The following is an 18,546-nucleotide window of genomic DNA, read 5'->3' as shown; positions in this document are numbered from 1 at the left end:
AAACTGGTATAGAAAGCGGTACGGTAACGCAATAAACGTACCGGTGGTTTTACCTATCCCACTTAGCAGGTATTAAGTGGGATACGTCGGACAAACTGCACGATTGCGAAAATTCCCATACTGTTGAGCTAAAAGACGGTTGAAATTGCGTACGGGAAATTTTGACGTACACCGAACTGTCTGCCAGTTTTCCTAAAAGCCTATGCAGCCGCGCGGCAGGACAGTACACCAGGCAATGGCATACCGGCTTTTCCGAGAACGCCAGGAAACAGGCCGTGTTATGCTCGAAAAAGAGCCTGCGCGGCTTTCCCTCTGAATCCGTTTCCGATTCATCCTATTCAGAGGTCCACATGGCCCAAGCCACCACGCTCCAACCGGGGCAGATACGTCACCTTCTCCGCGTCACGGCGGCCACGAGCAGGCATCCCGAGCGGGACGGCCTAGTTCTGCTGCTGGGCCTGACAGCCGGCATGCGCGTGACCGAAATCGCACAAATCGAGGTGCAGGACGTGCTGTTCCCGTCTGGCGCCCTGCGCGACGAAATCAGCCTGCGCGCCGCGATCACGAAAGGATGCCGGCAGCGCTGCGTCTACCTGACACACGGCAAGGCCATCGACGCGTTGGACTGATACCTGGGCTATCGCGCAGCTCGCGGCCTGCGCACCACTGGTGAACCAAGCCGCTACCGAGGCCTGGAGCCAGCCAGTAAGCTCATCCTGACGCACAAGGGCTACAAGTTCCACCTGAACGCGGAGCGGCGCGTGAGCTGGGCTGGGGAGCCAGTCGAGTACCTGGCATGCGATAGCCTGCAATCTCACGTCACGAAGCTTTACCGCGATGCCGGCATACGCGGCGGATCGTCGCATAGCGGGAGGCGCACTATGGCTTCGCGCCTGGTGGCCCAAGGGCAGCCCATTGAGACGGTCCAGCTGCTGCTTGGGCATGCCGAGCTATTTGCTAGTACAGTGAGTATCATAAATAGGGGTGTAAAACAGCTTATCGGGCCGCGAGGCTCTTTTTGGATCGTTCAAAAATAACATCTCGCTAGGTAATATTTATAATATTACCCACAGGAGTGGGGCTAAGATGGAAATGGGGTTGCAGGCGTAGCGAAGCCTGCTCCCTCAAGATTTTGCTTGGGTGGCAAGCCCCCGCTGCACCCGCGCCAGCCACGAGCAGGCTTACTCCTTGAGATGACAGTGTTGTACTGACCCCTGGCCCGTGAGGAACAAGGCTTGGGTAACGATGATTTCCAAGAACTACATCGAAGGGCCTGGAAGCGGGCGAACATCGCAGATGTAGTGACCTGCATGCAACGGCCCCGACCAGCATTCCAGCCTATTCTCAATAATGAATAACTCAACTGACGGGCCCAGCAAACCGGCATTAGCTGCAAAGGAACCTGGATTTATCCGCGCGGACCTGCAGCCCATCGCCACGAACTAGCATTTGCACTGACCAAAAATGTTCAACCCAGCCTTGGTATCGGCATCGATTTCGATAGCATCGACAGCACGCCCAGTCCAATGGCCGATGACAAGCTCACCGTCCGATGTCGGCGGAGGGTCCCGCCATGCCGTCTCTGATGGGCAAGCTCTGCAAAGGCGTCAATAGGAAGGGAATGGCGCGCCACAGTGACCCTTGCAATGGCTGCGGCTGCTCGGGTGAAGCGCTAGTAAAAGTCAAAACTACGCGCTTTTCAAAGTCCGATCACAACTCTCGGATCGTCGCAAATGTGTACACAACTTGGTTATCAGTTGTTGCAGTCCGGCCCCAAAGCCGATAATGTTTTCAGAAACGAAACTAAATCTTTCTTATCTATGTCGGAAAACTGCCTGGGCTCGACAAGCGGATCATTATGGTGCTCAGGACGAAGGATTCCTGTGAAGCTAGAATAATGCTCCACAACATCTTCTAATGTCGAGTAGCGCCCATTATGCATATATGGTGCCGTACAAGTTAATCCACGAAGAGTTGGAGTCTTAAATGCCCCGAACATCGAACTATCTACTTTAAGTCTCGAAATTTCACTTTTTGCGTATTCGCTGAACTTTGATGGTTGTCTGTACTGTTTCACTGTTCTTATAGCCTCATTTATTGCCGCTAAACGACCAGCGGAGAATACGCCGGCAGTCCCCGGCTCCGGGACTAAAACGTTATGAAATTGCCCGTCCGTGAAATCTGGTCCCCAATGACAAGTCGCACATCGACCCCGCTCGAGAAAAATCTGAAGCCCCCGAAGGTTCTGTGCGGTAAAGTTAGAAGGCTTTACGCCCTGTGCCAGCTGACGTTGAAACTCATCAAAAGGTGTTTGCGGGGACGGTATTGACGCAACGAAGGCACCCAAAATTTTCGCGACGTTTAGCTGAAACTCCGCCAATTTGACTTGACATTCCTCACCCAATTTATTTTGGCATTCAATCGGAAGTTCGCCGAATTGTGTAATGTAGCGAGATCGGTATTCACCAGTCCGGGCAAATAAACCCATGAGGTAGAGCGGATCCCCATCCAACTCTTCTGGGTTGTTCATCGGATGAGTAGCCTGATGAGCTAAACCAATAACACGGCCATCCCAAAAAAGCCATTTAAGCCGATGCACCCCAACCAATGTGGGCGTGTTCAAAGAACTCGGCCCTAAGGCTCGTTGGAGACCGTCAGTCCAAAATCGCTCAGGCTTGTGGCACGACGCGCAACTGAGATTTCCAGAGCGAGAGAGGCGCGCGTCAAAAAACAAAGCTCTTCCAAACTGAATGGCATTTCCATTTAAACCTACATAATCCTTCGTTCTACTGTCTGCCTCCCTTTCTCCAAATAGTTCCAAGATTTTTGCGCGGTTTAGACGAAGCCATCCATCGCCGAAATCCTCATCCGCTAGAGCACTGCCGACAACGTATAGACAAGCAATTAGTCCCAGAATAAACCGCCTAGCCATATGCGCCTCTATTTTACGACGATGTCGACTTGTGCTCGCTCTACAACGATTCCATTATCGATATCGAAATATACTTGCCAATGTCCTGGCATATGAAAGTTTATTCCTTCCACTAACCAGTTCCCGTCATTTGTCTTATTTAATTGAGGATTTTGATTCAAGCCATGATAATGCGATGGCATCATAGCGCTGACGCGTATTTTTATGGAGTCATCTACGGATGCGCCATTATATTTTCGAACCTGAAAACTCAACGCATTATCCTTGCCAGCTGTAAAGGATGTCGAACTGCTCCGATAATCTATAACGAAATTGCCGCCATTTGAAGGAGTTGATCCGCCGTCGTGCAAAGCTAGCGCAGTTAAATTCGGTTTCGACATCAAATAAGGAACGTAACCCTGACCAATCCCGAAGGTAGTGATAAAGCCGCCGTTCGTGTCGAAGATCTGCGCCCGATGATTACCGAAGTCAGCTACAATAATCCGATCATTCGCGTGGTCGTAGGTAAGCCCTTTTGGCTTGTAAAACTGTCCGGGAGCTGCACCCCAAGAACCCCAAGTAGACAGTAGCTTTCCGTTCCTGTCGAATCTACTTATACGATTCAGAGCTTCATCTGAAACATAGATCTCGCCAGTTTTTGAAATCGTGATCCCAAATGCGTGAATAAAATGCCCAGGAAGCGTCCCATTCTTGCCAAATTTTGACAAAAACTTCCCTTTTCGGTCAAAGATTCCGACTCGGGAATGGTAGAAATCAACGATATAAATGCGTTCGCCATCTGGGGAAATGGCAAGGTCGTTGGGCCTAAACCCTGGCATCTCTTTGGGTGCTCTCGGAATGATATAGCGCAGCGGAGTAAGATCTGCATTCATTTCCAGCACTCTACCATTGTTTGGGTCACACATCAGAACGGTGCCCTCACGGGTGAACTGCAGCGCAGATGGCTCGATAACGATCTTTGATTCATCGTTGCCGTTCAGTAACGCTATGTTAGCTTTCCTTTGAATTTCCCTGTCCAGAGATATTGTTGATGAGGTACGAACTAGCTTTTGTTCCTCCTTGCGATCGGAATTTTCGAGAACACTGGGTTTCAAATCAAAGCTCGAGATCCTGAAGTTTCCTGAGTCAGACACCATCAGGGCTTTGCCGTCGGGTGACAGTGCCACGCCACTCGGTTTCACCAAGCTGCCAAGTTCTCGCCCCTGCCCACCCACCCGTGCAACGAACCGAGGATCCTTCCCTTTGATATCAAAGAGCAAAACTGAATGCGTATCGGGTTCGGAGATTGCTAACATTCCGCCACCATTTGTAGGGCGTGCTCCGTAGTGAAACCGGCCGTTCTTGTCCCACCAAGCCTGATCATTAACGCGCACAACGTCGGTGGCTCGCTTGATGTCAAAAACTTGGCAGCGATGTTCGAAGGGTTCACAAACAATTGCAGTGTTACCTGCTGCGTTCACTGCGACTTGTTCGGGATAATGTAGCCTCCCATTTCCCTCGTGATTAATGAGCGGATGCCGACCCCACTGCAGGAGGTAACGTCCTTGTTCATCATACCCCTGAATGCGATGGTTGATTAAGTCCGCAACAAATATTGTTTCGTTGGCGTAATATACAGATGAGGGGTTCGCCAAAAGACCAGTGAATGATCCCCAGTCGCCAAATTTGCCGACGTATCTTCCATCGTAATCGAAAATTTGAATACGATTATTATAGCTGTCTGCAACATAAATCCTATTGCGGCTGTTTGAAGTTACACTGCTCGGGTCGACGAAAAATCCATCAGAATCCCCTGGGCCGCCGATACTTCGTATCAAGAACAGGTTTTTATCAAGAATATGAAGCTGTTGGCCAGACTTATCAACGACGTAAACACGATCCAATAGAGTGGTAACCCCGGTTGGCTCGCTCATCTTTAACGAGTTGGTGCTGGACGTACGACGAACCGTTCCGTCTAGGTGCATCTCTACAACCCTTCCATTTCCAGTATCCGCCACCAGAAAACGGTCCTTTCCAATCCAGCGAACTGTGGTTGGAGCTAGAAGATCTATCCCATTTTTCGGCTTGATGCACTTTTCCATTTTGAAACTACTACTTAAAAGGCATATCCTATTGTTATGTTTGTCTGCAATCAAAATGCGGTCATCTGACGCGAAATCGATGCCATGGGGTTCGTTGAATTGACCTATAGCTGTTCCGAAAGCCCCCCCAATGACCGTTTTTGGCGTGAGAATATTTGGCATACCCAAATCTTTGGGGTAGGGAGGGGGGCCGGCCCATGCGGTCGAAGTTGCCCATAATATAGAAAGAGCGCCGTGCAACATTTTTGTTTCGAGAAACGGCTTCGAAGAATTAACATTCATAGCGTTACCCTTTCCAAGAATCATGTAGATGTCATCAATAACCACATCTTGCGTTCGTCGCGAGTTGGAGATCTAAACGAAATTGAGAACGGACATCATGTCGTTTGATACAGATCATTTGGCAATTTTCCGCCAATTGGTCCAGAATGTATCAATCTAAAACTCATACATACACGCCGGTAGCATTAATACAACAATTTGATGCTTGTCAGGCTTAGAGATGGGCGATCGCTTCTCCGACTGTGCCATTGCTCAAAACAAAGTTTAGTTCGCCAATTGCTTCGTTGCCAAAATTGGCCTGCTGCAGCTGAGTTCTATCGCGAGTAAACTGATGGCATGTGAGATAGCCCCTTGAAGTACCAGACACAGTCGATGCTGTATCCTTACGGATAGGAATAAGACTGTGAGTATGACTAGAAACAACCAAACCATCGAAGTTGTCACGGTGTCCGAAGAGCGACGCCGGCGCTGGTCAGTGCAGGAAAAGGCTGCGCTGGTCAAGGAAACGTACGAGCCAGGCATGAGCGTGTCGCTGGTGGCCCGCAAGCACGGCATCAGTGCCAGCCAGCTGTTCAACTGGCGTAAGCTCGAGCGGGAAGGCGCCCTGGTGGCGGTGCAATCAGGTGAATCGGTCGTGCCGGCGAGTGAGTTGGCGGCGGCGCGCGCCCAGATCGCGCAACTGCAGCGCATGCTGGGCAAGAAGACGATGGAGGCGGAGATCCTGCGCGAAGCGGTCGAGCTAGCTCGCGAAAAAAAGTGGATTGCGCGCTCACCCTTATTGGACAAGGACGGGCAGTAAAGCCTGTCTGCGTTGTCCTTGGTGTAGCGCGCTCGCACGTGATTGACCTTCTTGCCCGACCCGCGGACTGGGTCGACAAGCGCACTGTGGCCAGGCTCGACCCGGTCGCCGACGCGATGATTGCCGACGCGGTACGCGCCGAGATCACGGCGCTGCCGACCTATGGCTACCGTCGTGCTGGCGCCCTGGTGAACCGTACGCGAAGCCTGATGGGCCTGCGTCCAGTGAACCACAAGCGCATGTACCGCGTGATGAAGGAGCAGGGTTTGCTGCTGCCGAAATCGCCTAGGCGTAGTGACAGCGGCCGCCCTCACGACGGCAAAGTGATGGTCGAAGAATCGAACCAGCGCTGGTGCTCGGATGGCTTCGAGATCGCCTGCGACAACGGCGAGGTGGTGACTGGCGTGTTCATGAAGGACTGCTGCGACCGCGAGATTATCGCTTGGCGTGCCTGGATCGGACGTGGCCTGCCCGGTGAGCCGGTGCGCGACATGATGATTGAGGCCGTGGAAGCACGTTTCGGCAGCACCGACGAGCGGGCGATCACAGTGGAATTCTTGAGCGACAATGGCGGCGCTTTCCGGGCTATCGAAACGCACGCTTTGGCCCATCAACTGGGCATCAGGCCGGTGCATACGCCAGTGAACAGCCCGCAGTCGAACGGCATGGCAGAGAGCTTCGTGAACACGTTTAAACGAGATTACGTCGGCGGCATGGACCGCAGCAGCGGCGCTGTCGTGCTGACTCAGTTGCCCGACGCATTCAAGCATTTCAACGAGGTGCATCCGCATTCAGCGCTCGGCTACAAATCGCCGCGGATGTTTAGGAAAGAGCGACGCCGTCAGGCTCTGGAAACTGACGCTAACTAAGCATCAGGCTGTGTCCGGGAAAAGCGGGGCAAGATCAGCATGAGTGCTCCCCCTGCAAAAACAAGGTACCGGACGACCAACTAGAAAGAATACAACCCCGCGGTGAAAGCGCGTGGCTTGCTGCTCATCTGGCTGGACGAAGATATAGGCTGGCATGACAGTGCTACCGGCAAGCGGGTCCGCAGGCGCAAGTACAGCGAAGCGGCGATCCAATCCTGCCTAATCATCAAAAGCCTATTCAATATCGCGCTGTGCCAAGCAATGCATTGTGCCAAGCCTGCTCAAGCTGGCTGACCTCGGCTGGCAAGTGCCCGACTTCCGTACCGTCAGTCGGCACCAGAAGCATCTTGCGGTGACGATCAACGCGCATCCGACAACGACGGGATTGCACCTAATTGTCGATAGCACCGGCATAAAGATGCTGGTTGAAGGCGAATGGAAGACCAAGAAGCAAGGCGCCGGCTATCGACGGCAGTTGTGCGAGGTCCATCAGGGCATTGATGCGACCATTGGAAATCCGGGCCATCGAGGTAACCGACAATGCCACTGGTGACACGCCAATGCTGCCGTGTATGCTCGACCAGATCACCGATGACGACATCATCGAGAGCGTCAGTGGTGAAGGCGACTACGATACGAAGAGATGTCATGATGCCATCGCACAGCGATGGCATAGCGCATTGTGGCACAGGGGCAGCCGATCGAGACGGTCCAGCTGCTACTTGGACACGCCGAGTTTCAAAGATGTCATAAATCCTCGCGTCTGGAACAAGATCTACTCGTTTTCCTAAAGAAAAAGATATGAAATTGCTAGTGCATATTTGTCATATACTAAGTCGTATGTCATATTAATTCTACTCTGCAGTTTCAAGTCCATAGTCGCGCCGCGTACGTTTTTATGAGTACGAAGTGACTTAAGAGCAACCATACTGAATATCAATATGCCAGACACAACGCAACTTTCTGACTACATCCGGTACCAGCTGTCAAGTCTGAATGCAAAAAACAAGCATCATGACTTCGAGGATCTATGCTATCAATTTGCACGTTTGGCGATTTCGCCAAACTTCTTACCTGCGACCGGTCCAGTAAGCAGTGGGGGTGACCAAGGTCGCGATTCGGAAACGTTCAATGCAACAATAAAGTCTGTCCCCCAAGTTGGTTCTAAATGGCAATTTGCTGATGGGAGAAACGCCGTCATCGCTTGTTCCTTAGAGAAGAAGTTCAAACAGAAAATTGAAGACGATGTTAAGAAAATTTGTGCCAAAAATAAGCCTGGCTCAGTTTACTTTTTTTCGAACCAGGACATCCCTGTCGCAAACCGGCACAAATTGCAACAGTGGGCACAAGACGCTTTTTCCATCCACTTGGAAGTTTTTGACTGCGCCGCAATTTCGGATCAGCTCACCCGCTTTGAGCTATTTTGGATAGCGCAAAGTTTTTTGAATATTCCATCGGAGATGTATCCAAAAATTTTCTCCGATAACAATGATGGCTATACTGCGTTTTACAAAAAATGGGTGACCGAGAAAAATCTACCCCAAACGTTCTCGGACTTTACGGAAATCAAAAGCGCAATTCGCAAAGCAACATTCAATGATGAAAAGCGCATACACATCATTGACTGGATCAACGTCTTACTCAAGTTTCCCATCAGCAGTTCGCCTAAACTTCTACGTCGTTGTAAGTATGAAATTTGCGTAGCGGCTCTTCGCGGAATCAATAATCTGAACAGCTATTCATCGTTCATTGAAACCTACTTCCAGAACATTCCTCTTCTTGAAATTGATCAGCTTGAAGACGCATCAGTTTTGCTCGGTTATTGTTCCGGAGCAATATTGCATAATCAGTTTCAGTGCGATCCAACGAAAATTCATGTTTGGACCGTTGCTTTAATCTCGCGCATTGAAGAGGTTCTTAAGCACACTAGCGTAAGCAATACAAAGTGCGATCTCCTGGGTCATCGCGCCTATGTTGCCAGTTTACCCTTCCAAAAAGGCAGCCAACCTTTAGTGAACTGGGACGACGCCTTCAAGTGGTGGAACCGTTTGCTGATCGAAGTTAGGAGCGCACCTCTGTTCCCCTTGGAGCGCCTTTCTGATTTGATCACGACACTAACTCCTATCATCGGAGATGACCCTCGCTACTCAATCTTAACTGAGAAGCTCGACGAACTTCTAAGTGTTCGTTCATCAGGATTTGTAGCCGCGGAAAAGTGTCGGGATCGGGCTATCGCATTTATGGAGCAATCGCGCCCGATTCGCGCAATCCAAGAGCTGCATAATGCCAAGATTAAGTGGTTTACAAAGGAAACATTGCAAGGCGCGATTCTTTCCATGCTCATGCTTTCGCGTCTTTACGGTGAGTTGCATTTGGTTTGGGCGGCGAAGTATTATGCTCTTGCAGCATCATACTTATTGCATAAAGATAACGACGACAAATTGATGCGTTATTTCCCAAAAGCCCTGATCCAACTTTTCAACGTATGCTATGTTGGCGGCGAATGGATTTCCTGCATTCGGCTTTTGCCTCTAGTTGCAGCAGCCCACTATCAGTACCGGTCAAATCCGGGCAGATATGAAGACTACGAAGATTTTCGATCTGTGGTTTTCCACTCAATGATTATTTTCAATAGCAACAAGAAATTAGGAAACACGGAGATTGAAGAGTATTTCATCACCGTACTTCACAAATGGCCCCTTCCTGACGAATTAGATAAATTGATCCTAGAAGAGACAGATGAGAGCAAAGAGTGGCTGAACTCTACTACGGATGAGATGCTCTGGAAAAGGATCAATGAGTCGATGGATGGCATTCCATTCGGTGACGTAGGCAAAGTACGTACCTTCTCTTGGCGTGCTCTCGGCATACAGTGGCATGTGAATTGTGATAACACGCCTGACACCGTCGCCGCTGTGGAAAGCTTCATATCCAGCTTGCAGATTGTTATCGTAGATCTATCAGATCGAGAAATGAATTTGTTGCCGACGTGCGTAAAAATTGAGGCACAGTGCCGGCCATACGTGAAATTCAATCTCGGAGAGGTAGCGGGAAATAAGGGTTCAAATTGGCAGCTAGAAATCCCATTAAATAGCACCAGTGAGGATCTAAATACGTGGTCAATCGCGTTTGCTACACTAATTTTAACGAGCTGCAGCCTACTTTCAGACGAAGATTGCCATGCACTACTCGAAGAATCCTTCAAAAAAGGACTAATTTCAAAGACGTTTGCGGTTCGCCCTTATCACGAACTTCTGAAAGAATTCTTCGATAATGAAGCTGATTTGAAGGCTGAGATTCCACGCTGGGCACACCAGCAACAAGACGTTTGTTTGCATCAAGCGCAGGCGTTAGCTTGGAGGTCTGGCCCGGGCCCAGGTTATACGCAATCCGGCTCCAATGAACAGATCAGCAACCGTTACCAGCGCGCAATAATCCCGGTCCGACAATCGGTAGCACATTTGAACATGCTACCAGAGTTTCAAGAATTCGTGGCTTCACTTCGTAGGCAAGGCTACCTTGATTGGCATATTTTATTGTTAATAGCGAATGTGGCTATGAATAAGAGGCTCTCGGTTACCAACAGCCCACAAGGTTTAATGGATGATCAGAAGGCAGTCACTACGGCGCTTGCCAAAGAAGAAACTACTGGGGACGGTCTGCTGACAATGCTAGATCTACAGAGCATGCCGATTGATGCGCTGCTTGACATGCAGTTAGCTACTCTCTGCTCGACTTGGGGATTGGTTTTTAAGAGCAGAACCCCTGACTTTGCTGCACTAAGAGTTGTACTGAAAGAGCGTTACGGATACATGGCAGATGATGTGCCCCATGACCCTCTTTTCGTATGAGAATTAAGGCGCCAGGTTACTTCAATGTCTGAAATTGTTGATTGAGGACGTAATAATGCTCATTTAAATTCTTTGGTGCCACGTTGTAATCCTCACGCGAGTTTCGCGTCTGCATTGTCTGGTTTCTGGCGGTGCAGTCGCCTTGGACGATGATACGGACCAGATTACCGTGGCAAATTATTGTTCATCCATAGTTGGCCAACTAATACGATGCTGACCATTGGAGCGAATGCCGAAGTAGCTGCTGCTAGCACATATGTCGGCCAAAGATTAATAGCCTATATGCAACGACGCGAGATCGCCCGCTTTCATACCGTGGTTCACACCCGAGTAGCGACTCCGGGCTATCGAGACCGACGAATATTCGTTCTGTACGTCCTAGACGACGCCGGGAAACCGGCTGCGCTCATGCCATTGGTGGAGTACGTCCTTGAGCACGGCCGTCGGCGTTCGCTCGCCTGGCAGCGTGAAGTTACGCGATCAACCGGGCTCTTTATCGATTTTCTACGGGCACACGCTGACGCACTTCGTGCCGAGAAGCACCGGCCGCAGATTTTGGCTGCATTTGCCGAAGCGCTCGTGACCGGAACGATCGATCCCGAGGGAGGCGATCAGTCCGAGCTATTCTGGACACCAAAGAATCTGGGCCGGGCAACCGCGATTTTGAACTCCCTCACCGTCTTTGCCGATTGGTTGGTTGATCGCTATCAAGCAACCGCCCTCAACCCGTGGCGTACCGCTTCGCCGGGCGAGCAGATCGCATACTGGCGCCGATTCGAGAAGTACCGGCCGCATTCGCTGCTCATGCATACGCAAGGTGTCGAGCGTGCCACGGCCAACGCTGAACGGATGCGAGCGGTAGGGGTTGCACGCAAGGCGATAAGCGCGGACTTGGCGCCGGTCAAGTATTTTCCGCGTGATCGGATATGGGATTTGCTCGAAAGTGGATTCGCTGTTGCCGCCAATCGGGCCTTGCCAAGCATGTATGAACGAATGAATATCCGAGATGCAATGATTACGGTGCTGATGCATGGCGGCGGACTGCGTGAATCCGAGCCTTTCCATCTCTACGTGACCGATGTGGCTGTCGACCCGCACAATCCCAAGTGCGCACTTGTCAGGCTCTTCCATCCTGAGCAGGGCATAGCTCCCGCTGATTTCATTGATCCTTTGGCGAAGAATTTGGTTCTTGCCGATAGGGAACAATACCTGCGTGTGAAGTGGCAGATGGAGCCACGGAACCTTGCACCTGGTCGGTTCCATGCTGGCTGGAAAGACCTGCATTTGACCGACGAGCGCCTGAAGTATGCGCTGGTGCATTGGTTTCCGTCCTATTGGGGTGAAGTGTTTTTGGTCCTCTTCAAGCTCTACATCACCAAGGTACGATCCCGGCATTCGCATCACCCATTTCTGTTCGTCTCGCAAAAAGACGGTGTAGCTGGCGATCCGTATACGGTTGCGTCGTTCCGACAGGCACATGCCAAGGCTGTGCTGCGGATCGGGCTTCCCGTGGGTAAGGAGTTCGGCACGACGCCGCACGGTCACCGGCACACATATGGGCAACTGCTGACCGAAGCCAAGTTAGACCCGCTCGTGATTCAGCGCTGTCTGCACCATAAGGCGCGCGAATCCCAGCAGGTCTATACCGAGCCGACGCCGGCCGCGATCACGAAAGCGCTTAACGAGGCTGCGCAACGCTTGGAGGATCATCGGGTGAAAACGATGTTTGGCCAGGGAGACGGAATTTGACCAGTTTCGCGCATTGTCAGATTGGCCAGTTCCGTGAGGTGACGTCGATCATTACCGGCCACAAGCTGCGGGTGAATACGCTCGCCGATAAATTCCTAGTTGTCTCCGATGCAGATTTTGGCAAGCTACCGAGGCTAACAGCCGCACTGATCGACTGGCTCACCGCCGGCGGTAGCGTAGAGCATGGGATCGCTCGCAACATCATCGAGGCGCTACGCGAATTTGCGGATATTGGGGATGCGACCGGGATGTGTGTCGCGGTTGATCGTGTTGTGGCTGAGCTTCTTGCCGTTGAAACCAAGCGGATGGGCCAGAAAACGGCGGTCATCTCGTGGCTGCAACGGCTGTGGGAAGAGGAATATATCGCGTTCCCCGCGAGCTTGCCGTTCAAGTCGAAGATCAAGCTTCCGTGGGATCAGTTCGGGTTCCCAACGAATCACGAGTGGATAATGGCTCTGCGAAAGGCGTCGCCTAGAGCTGGCGACGTTAACCGCATTCCCGGCCTCGCGCTTCGTGCAGCAGCCACCGCCATTGGCATCAAAGAAGTCGGAGACCTCATTCCAGATGGGGTCGCTGAGGAATTCTTTGTCCTCAATGGGAAAAAAGCGGCTGCTCTGGTTACGCCATTGATTGCCTTGCAACGCGCCCGATACGGCGACAAGGCACGGTATACCCCAAAGGATTGGGGCGTGGGGCGCCAGTCTCGCGGCAACGATCGGACATACCGATGGGTGCTCGTGCGCGATCCATCACTGGCTGATTGGCAGGAAAAGGTTGCCCTATGGCTGAGGGAAGGTCGTAGCTTGGCCTTGCGGACATACATGGCTGACCGGCTATTTGCTTGCCTGATCGAACATAAGGAACTGCCACGTACGGTCGAAGAATACTGCCGTCGATCCGGAATGCTTTCCCCGACATGGGCAGAATGGTCCGCTTCGCAGGACTGGGCTGAATCCAGCCATCAGCTGTACACCAACTATTTTTGCGAGTTCATCAATTGGTTTCTCGCGCGCTATCTAACGGGGGACGACGATCTCGGCAGACCAGTTGTCAGCGCAGTCCACTTCAATCCAGTTCGCCGTTTAGCACAGGCCGCAAAGCCGCCTCAAACTCACCGGGAGGCGATGCCCCTTCGCTACATCCATGAGCTGATCCGCATCATCGAAAATGACGATTTTGCGTGGCCGCGATCTCTTGTGTCATCTGAGTATTTCATGAGGCACGACGTGGCATCCGGCGAATTTGTTCGAACGTGGTCGCCGGTACGGTCCGTCGCCATGCTTCTCAAGCTGCATCTACCGCTACGGACATTCCAGGTTCGCATGCTTGACTCTGGCGAAGGCGACACCGAACAGTTTGACGGGACGGAGTGGCGCCCAAATACCGGGCCGCTCGCGCCAAAGGGCAAGGCTCGCATACGCCGCGGCGTTCTCCGCAACATGACGGACACCACGTCGGGGACAACGTTTACCGGTCTTTACGTGAACACCAACAAGACCGCTGACATCTTCCGAAGCCCGAAGGACTTGGGATATGAGGTGCCATGGGAACACAAGGAGGCCATTCGTTGGACGCTCTATCTCCGGGACTGGCAGCAGAGATTTAATCCCATCCAGCGACCAACGCAGTGGGAGGAGATTCACGATAAAACGGTCTTGCGCAGCAACTCGAAGGAGATGTTGCGCAAACGCGGCGGGGTTTGTTTTTTGCTCCGCGACCCGAAAGGCACACATCCATGTGAACCCGTTGCGGATTCCCGGATGCAAAATTATTGGGCCATGCTGCTCGCCGAGCTGGAGCGTCGAGTGGCAGTGCGCGAAGAAACACTTGCTGACGGCTCTCCGGTGCGCTTTGTGCGCTCCTCGGTTGGCGCAGGGCTTCCGGTTCCACACTTCGACCTTCATTCGCTTCGGGTTGCACTGATTACCGCCTATGCGATAGAGGGAGGCGTACCGATACAGATCTTATCGAAGTGCATCGCTGGCCACGCAACGATCCTGATGACGCTCTATACACGAAGCCGGGGCCGGCTTACGTGTCGGAAGAGATGGCGAAGGCACAACAGCGCATCGAACAGGCCGAGCAGGGTAATTTCCTGCGCTTCCTGAAAAATGCAGAGATTCGAGATGCATCGCCGCTGGTAGTCGCAAATGATGCAGCTGCTTTGGCAGCACTTGATGCAAACGAGCCGAGCGGCTGGACCATAGGAGACATCGGCATCTGCCCAGTGGGTATGGGCAAGTGCAATGTTGGTGGCCCCAGCCTCACGGGGGAAACGGTAAAAAGCGCGTTCGCCCCTGTTCCAGGAGGCCCAAAGAACTGTGTGCGCTGTCGGTTTTTTATCACCGGGCCGGCATTCCTGGGCGGTCTGGTGGCGAAGTTCAATAGCACCGGCGTCCTGCTGCTGGAAGCATCTGATCGCTTACGCAAGATCGAGGCTGAAATCAATGGTATCGAGGACCGAGCAGAACCTGATGAGCTTCGGCTTCTTGGCCACGCCTACAGCCGCCGTGACACGATTCTGGAGGAGGTCGACACTGTCGCCTACAACTGGCACGCCTGTTTCGCGCTTGTGCAACGGTGCAAAGCTGCTCTCAAGGTTGTCAATGGCGGCGGGTTGAGCCTTGTTCTGGTCGGCAATGCCGCCGATCTCAATGCGGCGTTGGAGGAATGCTCGAACTTCGAGCTTTACAACGCTGTGTGCCAAGTGGCGGCCGTTTACCCCAACGACAGCCCTGTGGTGTCGACACTGCGACGTGGACGACTGCTCGACGTAATGCTGTCGCGCAATGGTCGCCGACCAGTGTTTGCCACTCTCTCCGAGGACGAAACGCTTGCGGTCGGCAATGAGTTCGTAAATCTGTTAATGGCGCGCATCGGTCGCGCCGAGACGGTCGACCTGATTGAGGGGCGCCGGATGCTGGAATCGACCGGCATTGAGGAAGACGTAGACCGCCTTCTGTCTGGGCAGGTCGGGTCCCCGATAAAGCTCGCCACGATCAGACCGCTACCACCACTGGATGCTGTGACACCAAACGTTGAGACGGAGAATTAGGAAATGGCAAAGATAGTCCCCAATGATTTGCTCGAAGCCCTTTGCAATGGTGCTCATCCACGAAAGCAGCAGTCGCTTCGGTTGATCTACCGGCTCTGCGAGGAGCAGCATGATCGCGGCAGTAGCGACTTCTCAATTGCAACGATTGGCCGCCTCTCTGCAGCGGTTGGTGGGCCATCCGCAGCTGCGATCAGAAACAAGACGGGCGACGACTACAAGGCCCTCATTAAACTATGCGCCGAGGCCGTGGGCGCCAAGGCGAAGAAGGCGGCGGCGCAAAAGGGTTCAATCCTGGATGAGATCCTAGAAGGCGTTTCCGACCCAGTATTGCGGGCCCGGGTTGGAATCCTCCTTGCCGAACTTGAATCAGCGCGTGGCCAGGTAACGGCGCTACGGCATCTGGCCGGTCAGACCGCTGTGCTGCATCTGGGTGTGCCGGAGGCTGTGCCCCCCGACGTTGTTGTGCCATCCGCTATCGAACTTTCCAAGCAGGAGCACAACGCTCTTGAACGCGCCATCGCGCCGGCGACGTTGGAGCACTGGGGATGGGTGGCGGAAGCCAATGGCCGGGTGAAGACAGACGCTGGCCAGGTTGTCTACCCAGCCGGCTACCTTACAGCAATTCAGAAAGTGCTCGGGCACTGAACGCCAGTCTCGGCTCTGTTCACATGTGATACTCATAAGCCGGCACGGCTTGTCGCGTGGTGCTTATGATATACGGCACTAGCAAGAACCGAGCTTGACTACGTCCGCCCGTATCTGGAGGTGGATCAACGCGTCCTTTGCCAGATGTTTTATGAGGTGCTTTGAGTGGCTACACGTGATAACATTCACTTGACATGAGTCGTGTAAGTAGTTACGATGTAATCACGCTGGAGGGTTGATGAAGTTACGGAAAATCGGCAATTCGTTAGGCACCACTTTCAGCCGCGATATGCTGACGAGAGCTGGGTTTGCAGAGGGCGAAGAGCTCGATGTCGTTGTAAGTGCTGGGGAGATAACGATCCGACCAGCAGCACCGACGAGAATTCTTGTTGAGTTCACGCCTGCGGAGGCCAAGGCCCTGGCAAGCGGTAAGACGGATTCAAGATTGGCGGAGGCAGCGTTGAACAAGCTGCGTCGTGTAGTGGGGACTACTTAGGAAATCATGAGTAAAAATACAACCGTAATCTACAGAGGCATCGCAGGGCTTTTTTGCGAATGCGGCAACGTCGAAGTTATCACAGACGAGCACCCGTCCTATGATCGTTTTGGATCGTGGTGGGATGCTTCGGGAGCCCGTGGTACTTCGAAAGTCACGTGCCGAAAGTGCAACAGCGATGTCCATGAACCGCAGGTCTATCCGCAACCGTCGAACCTGCCAGAAAAATTACAAGATGCTTATCCTGGCGTCGATGTTGGGCATCTGCTCGCGCAGTGCGCAGTCAAGTCGTAGTGAGCGGAAAACGTCAGCGACTGCGAAACGGTATAAACGATTTAGGAGCTCAAGTCGTGCTGCTGGACTACCTGAAGGCGGACATCGCCGAAATCATCGACCTGGCACAGAAGAACGCCAGCTATGACGCGACGCTCGCCGCGCGACAGGACGTCGGCGCGCCTATCACATCTGGCGACGAAGCAGTCGCGGAGCGGCGGCGACGCGGGCAACGGTTTATCGAACTGAAGGACAAATGGGGCGTCTAGGCCCAAGGAAAACTGCGATGGCGGAAATCTTGGCGAAGCTCGCTTCAATGTCGGACATTTTGGAAAAGCTCATCGTCTTAATCATCGGTTGGCTGCTCGGTTTGCTCGGCCCAGCCATCGTGGACGGTATCCGACGCAAACGGGAGAACAAGCTTGGCCGAAAAGCGATCCATGCTGAAATGCACGACTTGAGTGGTGTGCTTGCACTCGTGGTTTATATGGTCAGGCTGCGTGAAGGGACCGTCGACCGCGAGATAATGCAGTGGCTGAAGAACTGTGTTGATGCGGACGGCCGGTCTGAGCAATTCAAAAAGTGGAGCCTAAACCTAGCTACTCAACTTTCATGGTCGGACGAAGAACTCACGAACTTCGCTGCCTTTGGCACGCAGCAGGATGGCAAAACGGTTGTTATGCAAAAGTACCCGGTGCCTTTGTTGGACTCACGAGTCGCCGCTCTCTGGTCGTTCGACACCAGCTTTCAGCGTCGCTTGTTGGAGATTCGGCAGCTCATGCATCGGCTTGATGACCTTGTTGATCGCTCGCGGAAGTTGCAAGACATGACGTTCACCAGTCTGACCGACGAGAATCGCGCATTGGTCGAACAGAACATCATGCAGACAATATCGTTCTACGGGCAGACTGCAAAGCAGGTAGTGGACAAGATCAATGCGTTGGAGGGTTAGTTTTGTGCAGACGTAGTTGACGTAAATATATGAACACTACCTGCCCGCATGGACGCCTTCCTGGCGCCCCAGGCACAAGCAGCGGAAGAACAAGGAAAAGCGCCGCGTGCGCCCGATTGCGGCCGGCCGGAAGCCGCTGCCTGAACGAAAAGGAAGCCGCTGCAACTATTTCGTTACCTTAGAAAATGTCTGACTAAGCGAATTTGGGCCAGCCGCCGAGCCGCTGATCGACGGCATACACTGCGGAGGTAAACATGGGAGCGATTGCAGAAGTTGTAGTGCAGTTTCGCAATGTGATGCTTCGAGACCTCGACATGACTCTCGAACTAGCGCGAGAGCGTGATCGACGGAGCTTAACGTTCGCTGCTGAGAGCGAAGGCGAGCGAGCGGCCCGTGAAAGCTTGAAAGAGAAGTGTGATCGTGCTGAAAAGGTGTTGAATCGCCACGACTATCGTAGACACTCCTGAGCCATAATGTCGGGCACAAGGAGAAGATATGAGCGGTAAGCGGTACACAGAGGAATTCAAGATTGCAGCGATCAAGCAGGTGGCGCAGGGCGGTC

General features: G+C 52.7%; 11 protein-coding genes and 1 pseudogene. 10 read left to right on the top strand and 2 right to left on the bottom strand.

The genetic code is table 11. The features are described from left to right. Nucleotides 1–161: 161 nt before the first annotated feature. Nucleotides 162–629, top strand: a complete 468-nt coding sequence (locus GM672_RS29275; protein ID WP_229417829.1) for a site-specific integrase — start codon at nucleotides 162–164, stop codon at nucleotides 627–629. A 1,124-nt stretch (nucleotides 630–1,753) separates the two neighbouring features. Here the strand turns inward: GM672_RS29275 and GM672_RS19495 are convergent. Both GM672_RS19495 and GM672_RS19490 read right to left on the bottom strand, forming a co-directional pair. Continuing rightward, the gene (locus tag GM672_RS19495; protein ID WP_155472203.1) at nucleotides 1,754–2,932 is read right to left on the bottom strand and encodes a cytochrome-c peroxidase; all 1,179 of its coding nucleotides are present in this window, start codon (nucleotides 2,930–2,932) and stop codon (nucleotides 1,754–1,756) included. 8 nt (nucleotides 2,933–2,940) lie between these two features. Then, nucleotides 2,941–5,319 (bottom strand): 6-bladed beta-propeller, encoded by a 2,379-nt coding sequence (locus tag GM672_RS19490; protein WP_155472202.1) that lies wholly within the window; start codon nucleotides 5,317–5,319, stop codon nucleotides 2,941–2,943. Nucleotides 5,320–5,704: 385 nt separating this feature from the next. Between GM672_RS19490 and GM672_RS19485 the strand changes: the two genes are divergently transcribed. From GM672_RS19485 to GM672_RS19445, 9 genes and pseudogenes are all read left to right on the top strand, one after another. Beyond that, a protein-coding gene (locus GM672_RS19485) for an IS3 family transposase (RefSeq protein ID WP_229417828.1) occupies nucleotides 5,705–6,963 on the top strand; the annotation gives its coding sequence in 2 pieces (ribosomal slippage) (nucleotides 5,705–6,044 and nucleotides 6,044–6,963; 1,260 coding nt in all). Nucleotides 6,964–7,065: 102 nt separating this feature from the next. Next, a pseudogene (locus GM672_RS19480) lies at nucleotides 7,066–7,646 on the top strand (IS5 family transposase); the annotation flags it as partial. 258 nt (nucleotides 7,647–7,904) lie between these two features. Beyond that, a complete protein-coding gene (locus GM672_RS19475; protein WP_155472201.1) occupies nucleotides 7,905–10,814 on the top strand; it encodes a hypothetical protein in 2,910 nt (969 codons plus the stop codon). Nucleotides 10,815–11,024: 210 nt separating this feature from the next. Then, on the top strand, nucleotides 11,025–12,563 hold the full coding sequence (gmtY, locus tag GM672_RS19470; RefSeq protein ID WP_155472200.1) for a gamma-mobile-trio recombinase GmtY: 1,539 nt from the start codon (nucleotides 11,025–11,027) through the stop codon (nucleotides 12,561–12,563). Continuing rightward, the gene (locus GM672_RS19465) at nucleotides 12,560–14,671 is read left to right on the top strand and encodes a VPA1269 family protein (RefSeq protein ID WP_155472199.1); all 2,112 of its coding nucleotides are present in this window, start codon (nucleotides 12,560–12,562) and stop codon (nucleotides 14,669–14,671) included. The genes gmtY and GM672_RS19465 overlap by 4 nt, the downstream gene beginning before the upstream one ends. Further along, nucleotides 14,611–15,618 (top strand): hypothetical protein, encoded by a 1,008-nt coding sequence (locus GM672_RS19460; RefSeq protein ID WP_155472198.1) that lies wholly within the window; start codon nucleotides 14,611–14,613, stop codon nucleotides 15,616–15,618. Before GM672_RS19465 ends, GM672_RS19460 begins: the two co-directional genes overlap by 61 nt. Before the next feature lie 3 nt (nucleotides 15,619–15,621). Further along, nucleotides 15,622–16,263 carry a gamma-mobile-trio protein GmtX gene (gene gmtX, locus GM672_RS19455; RefSeq protein WP_155472197.1) on the top strand — a complete coding sequence of 214 codons (642 nt, stop codon included), beginning with the start codon at nucleotides 15,622–15,624 and terminating at the stop codon, nucleotides 16,261–16,263. A gap of 846 nt (nucleotides 16,264–17,109) precedes the next feature. Further along, complete coding sequence (locus GM672_RS19450; protein ID WP_155472196.1) at nucleotides 17,110–17,301, top strand: hypothetical protein; 192 nt, start codon at nucleotides 17,110–17,112, stop codon at nucleotides 17,299–17,301. Nucleotides 17,302–17,318: 17 nt separating this feature from the next. Further along, nucleotides 17,319–17,984, top strand: coding sequence for a hypothetical protein (locus tag GM672_RS19445; protein ID WP_155472195.1), 666 nt, complete (start codon nucleotides 17,319–17,321; stop codon nucleotides 17,982–17,984). Nucleotides 17,985–18,546 lie beyond the last annotated feature (562 nt).

The organism is Pseudoduganella buxea, from assembly GCF_009720835.1.
Lineage (GTDB): Bacteria > Pseudomonadota > Gammaproteobacteria > Burkholderiales > Burkholderiaceae_D > Rugamonas > Rugamonas buxea.
Note: the sequence above shows the minus strand (reverse complement) of the source record. Positions and strands in the feature narration are given on the sequence as shown.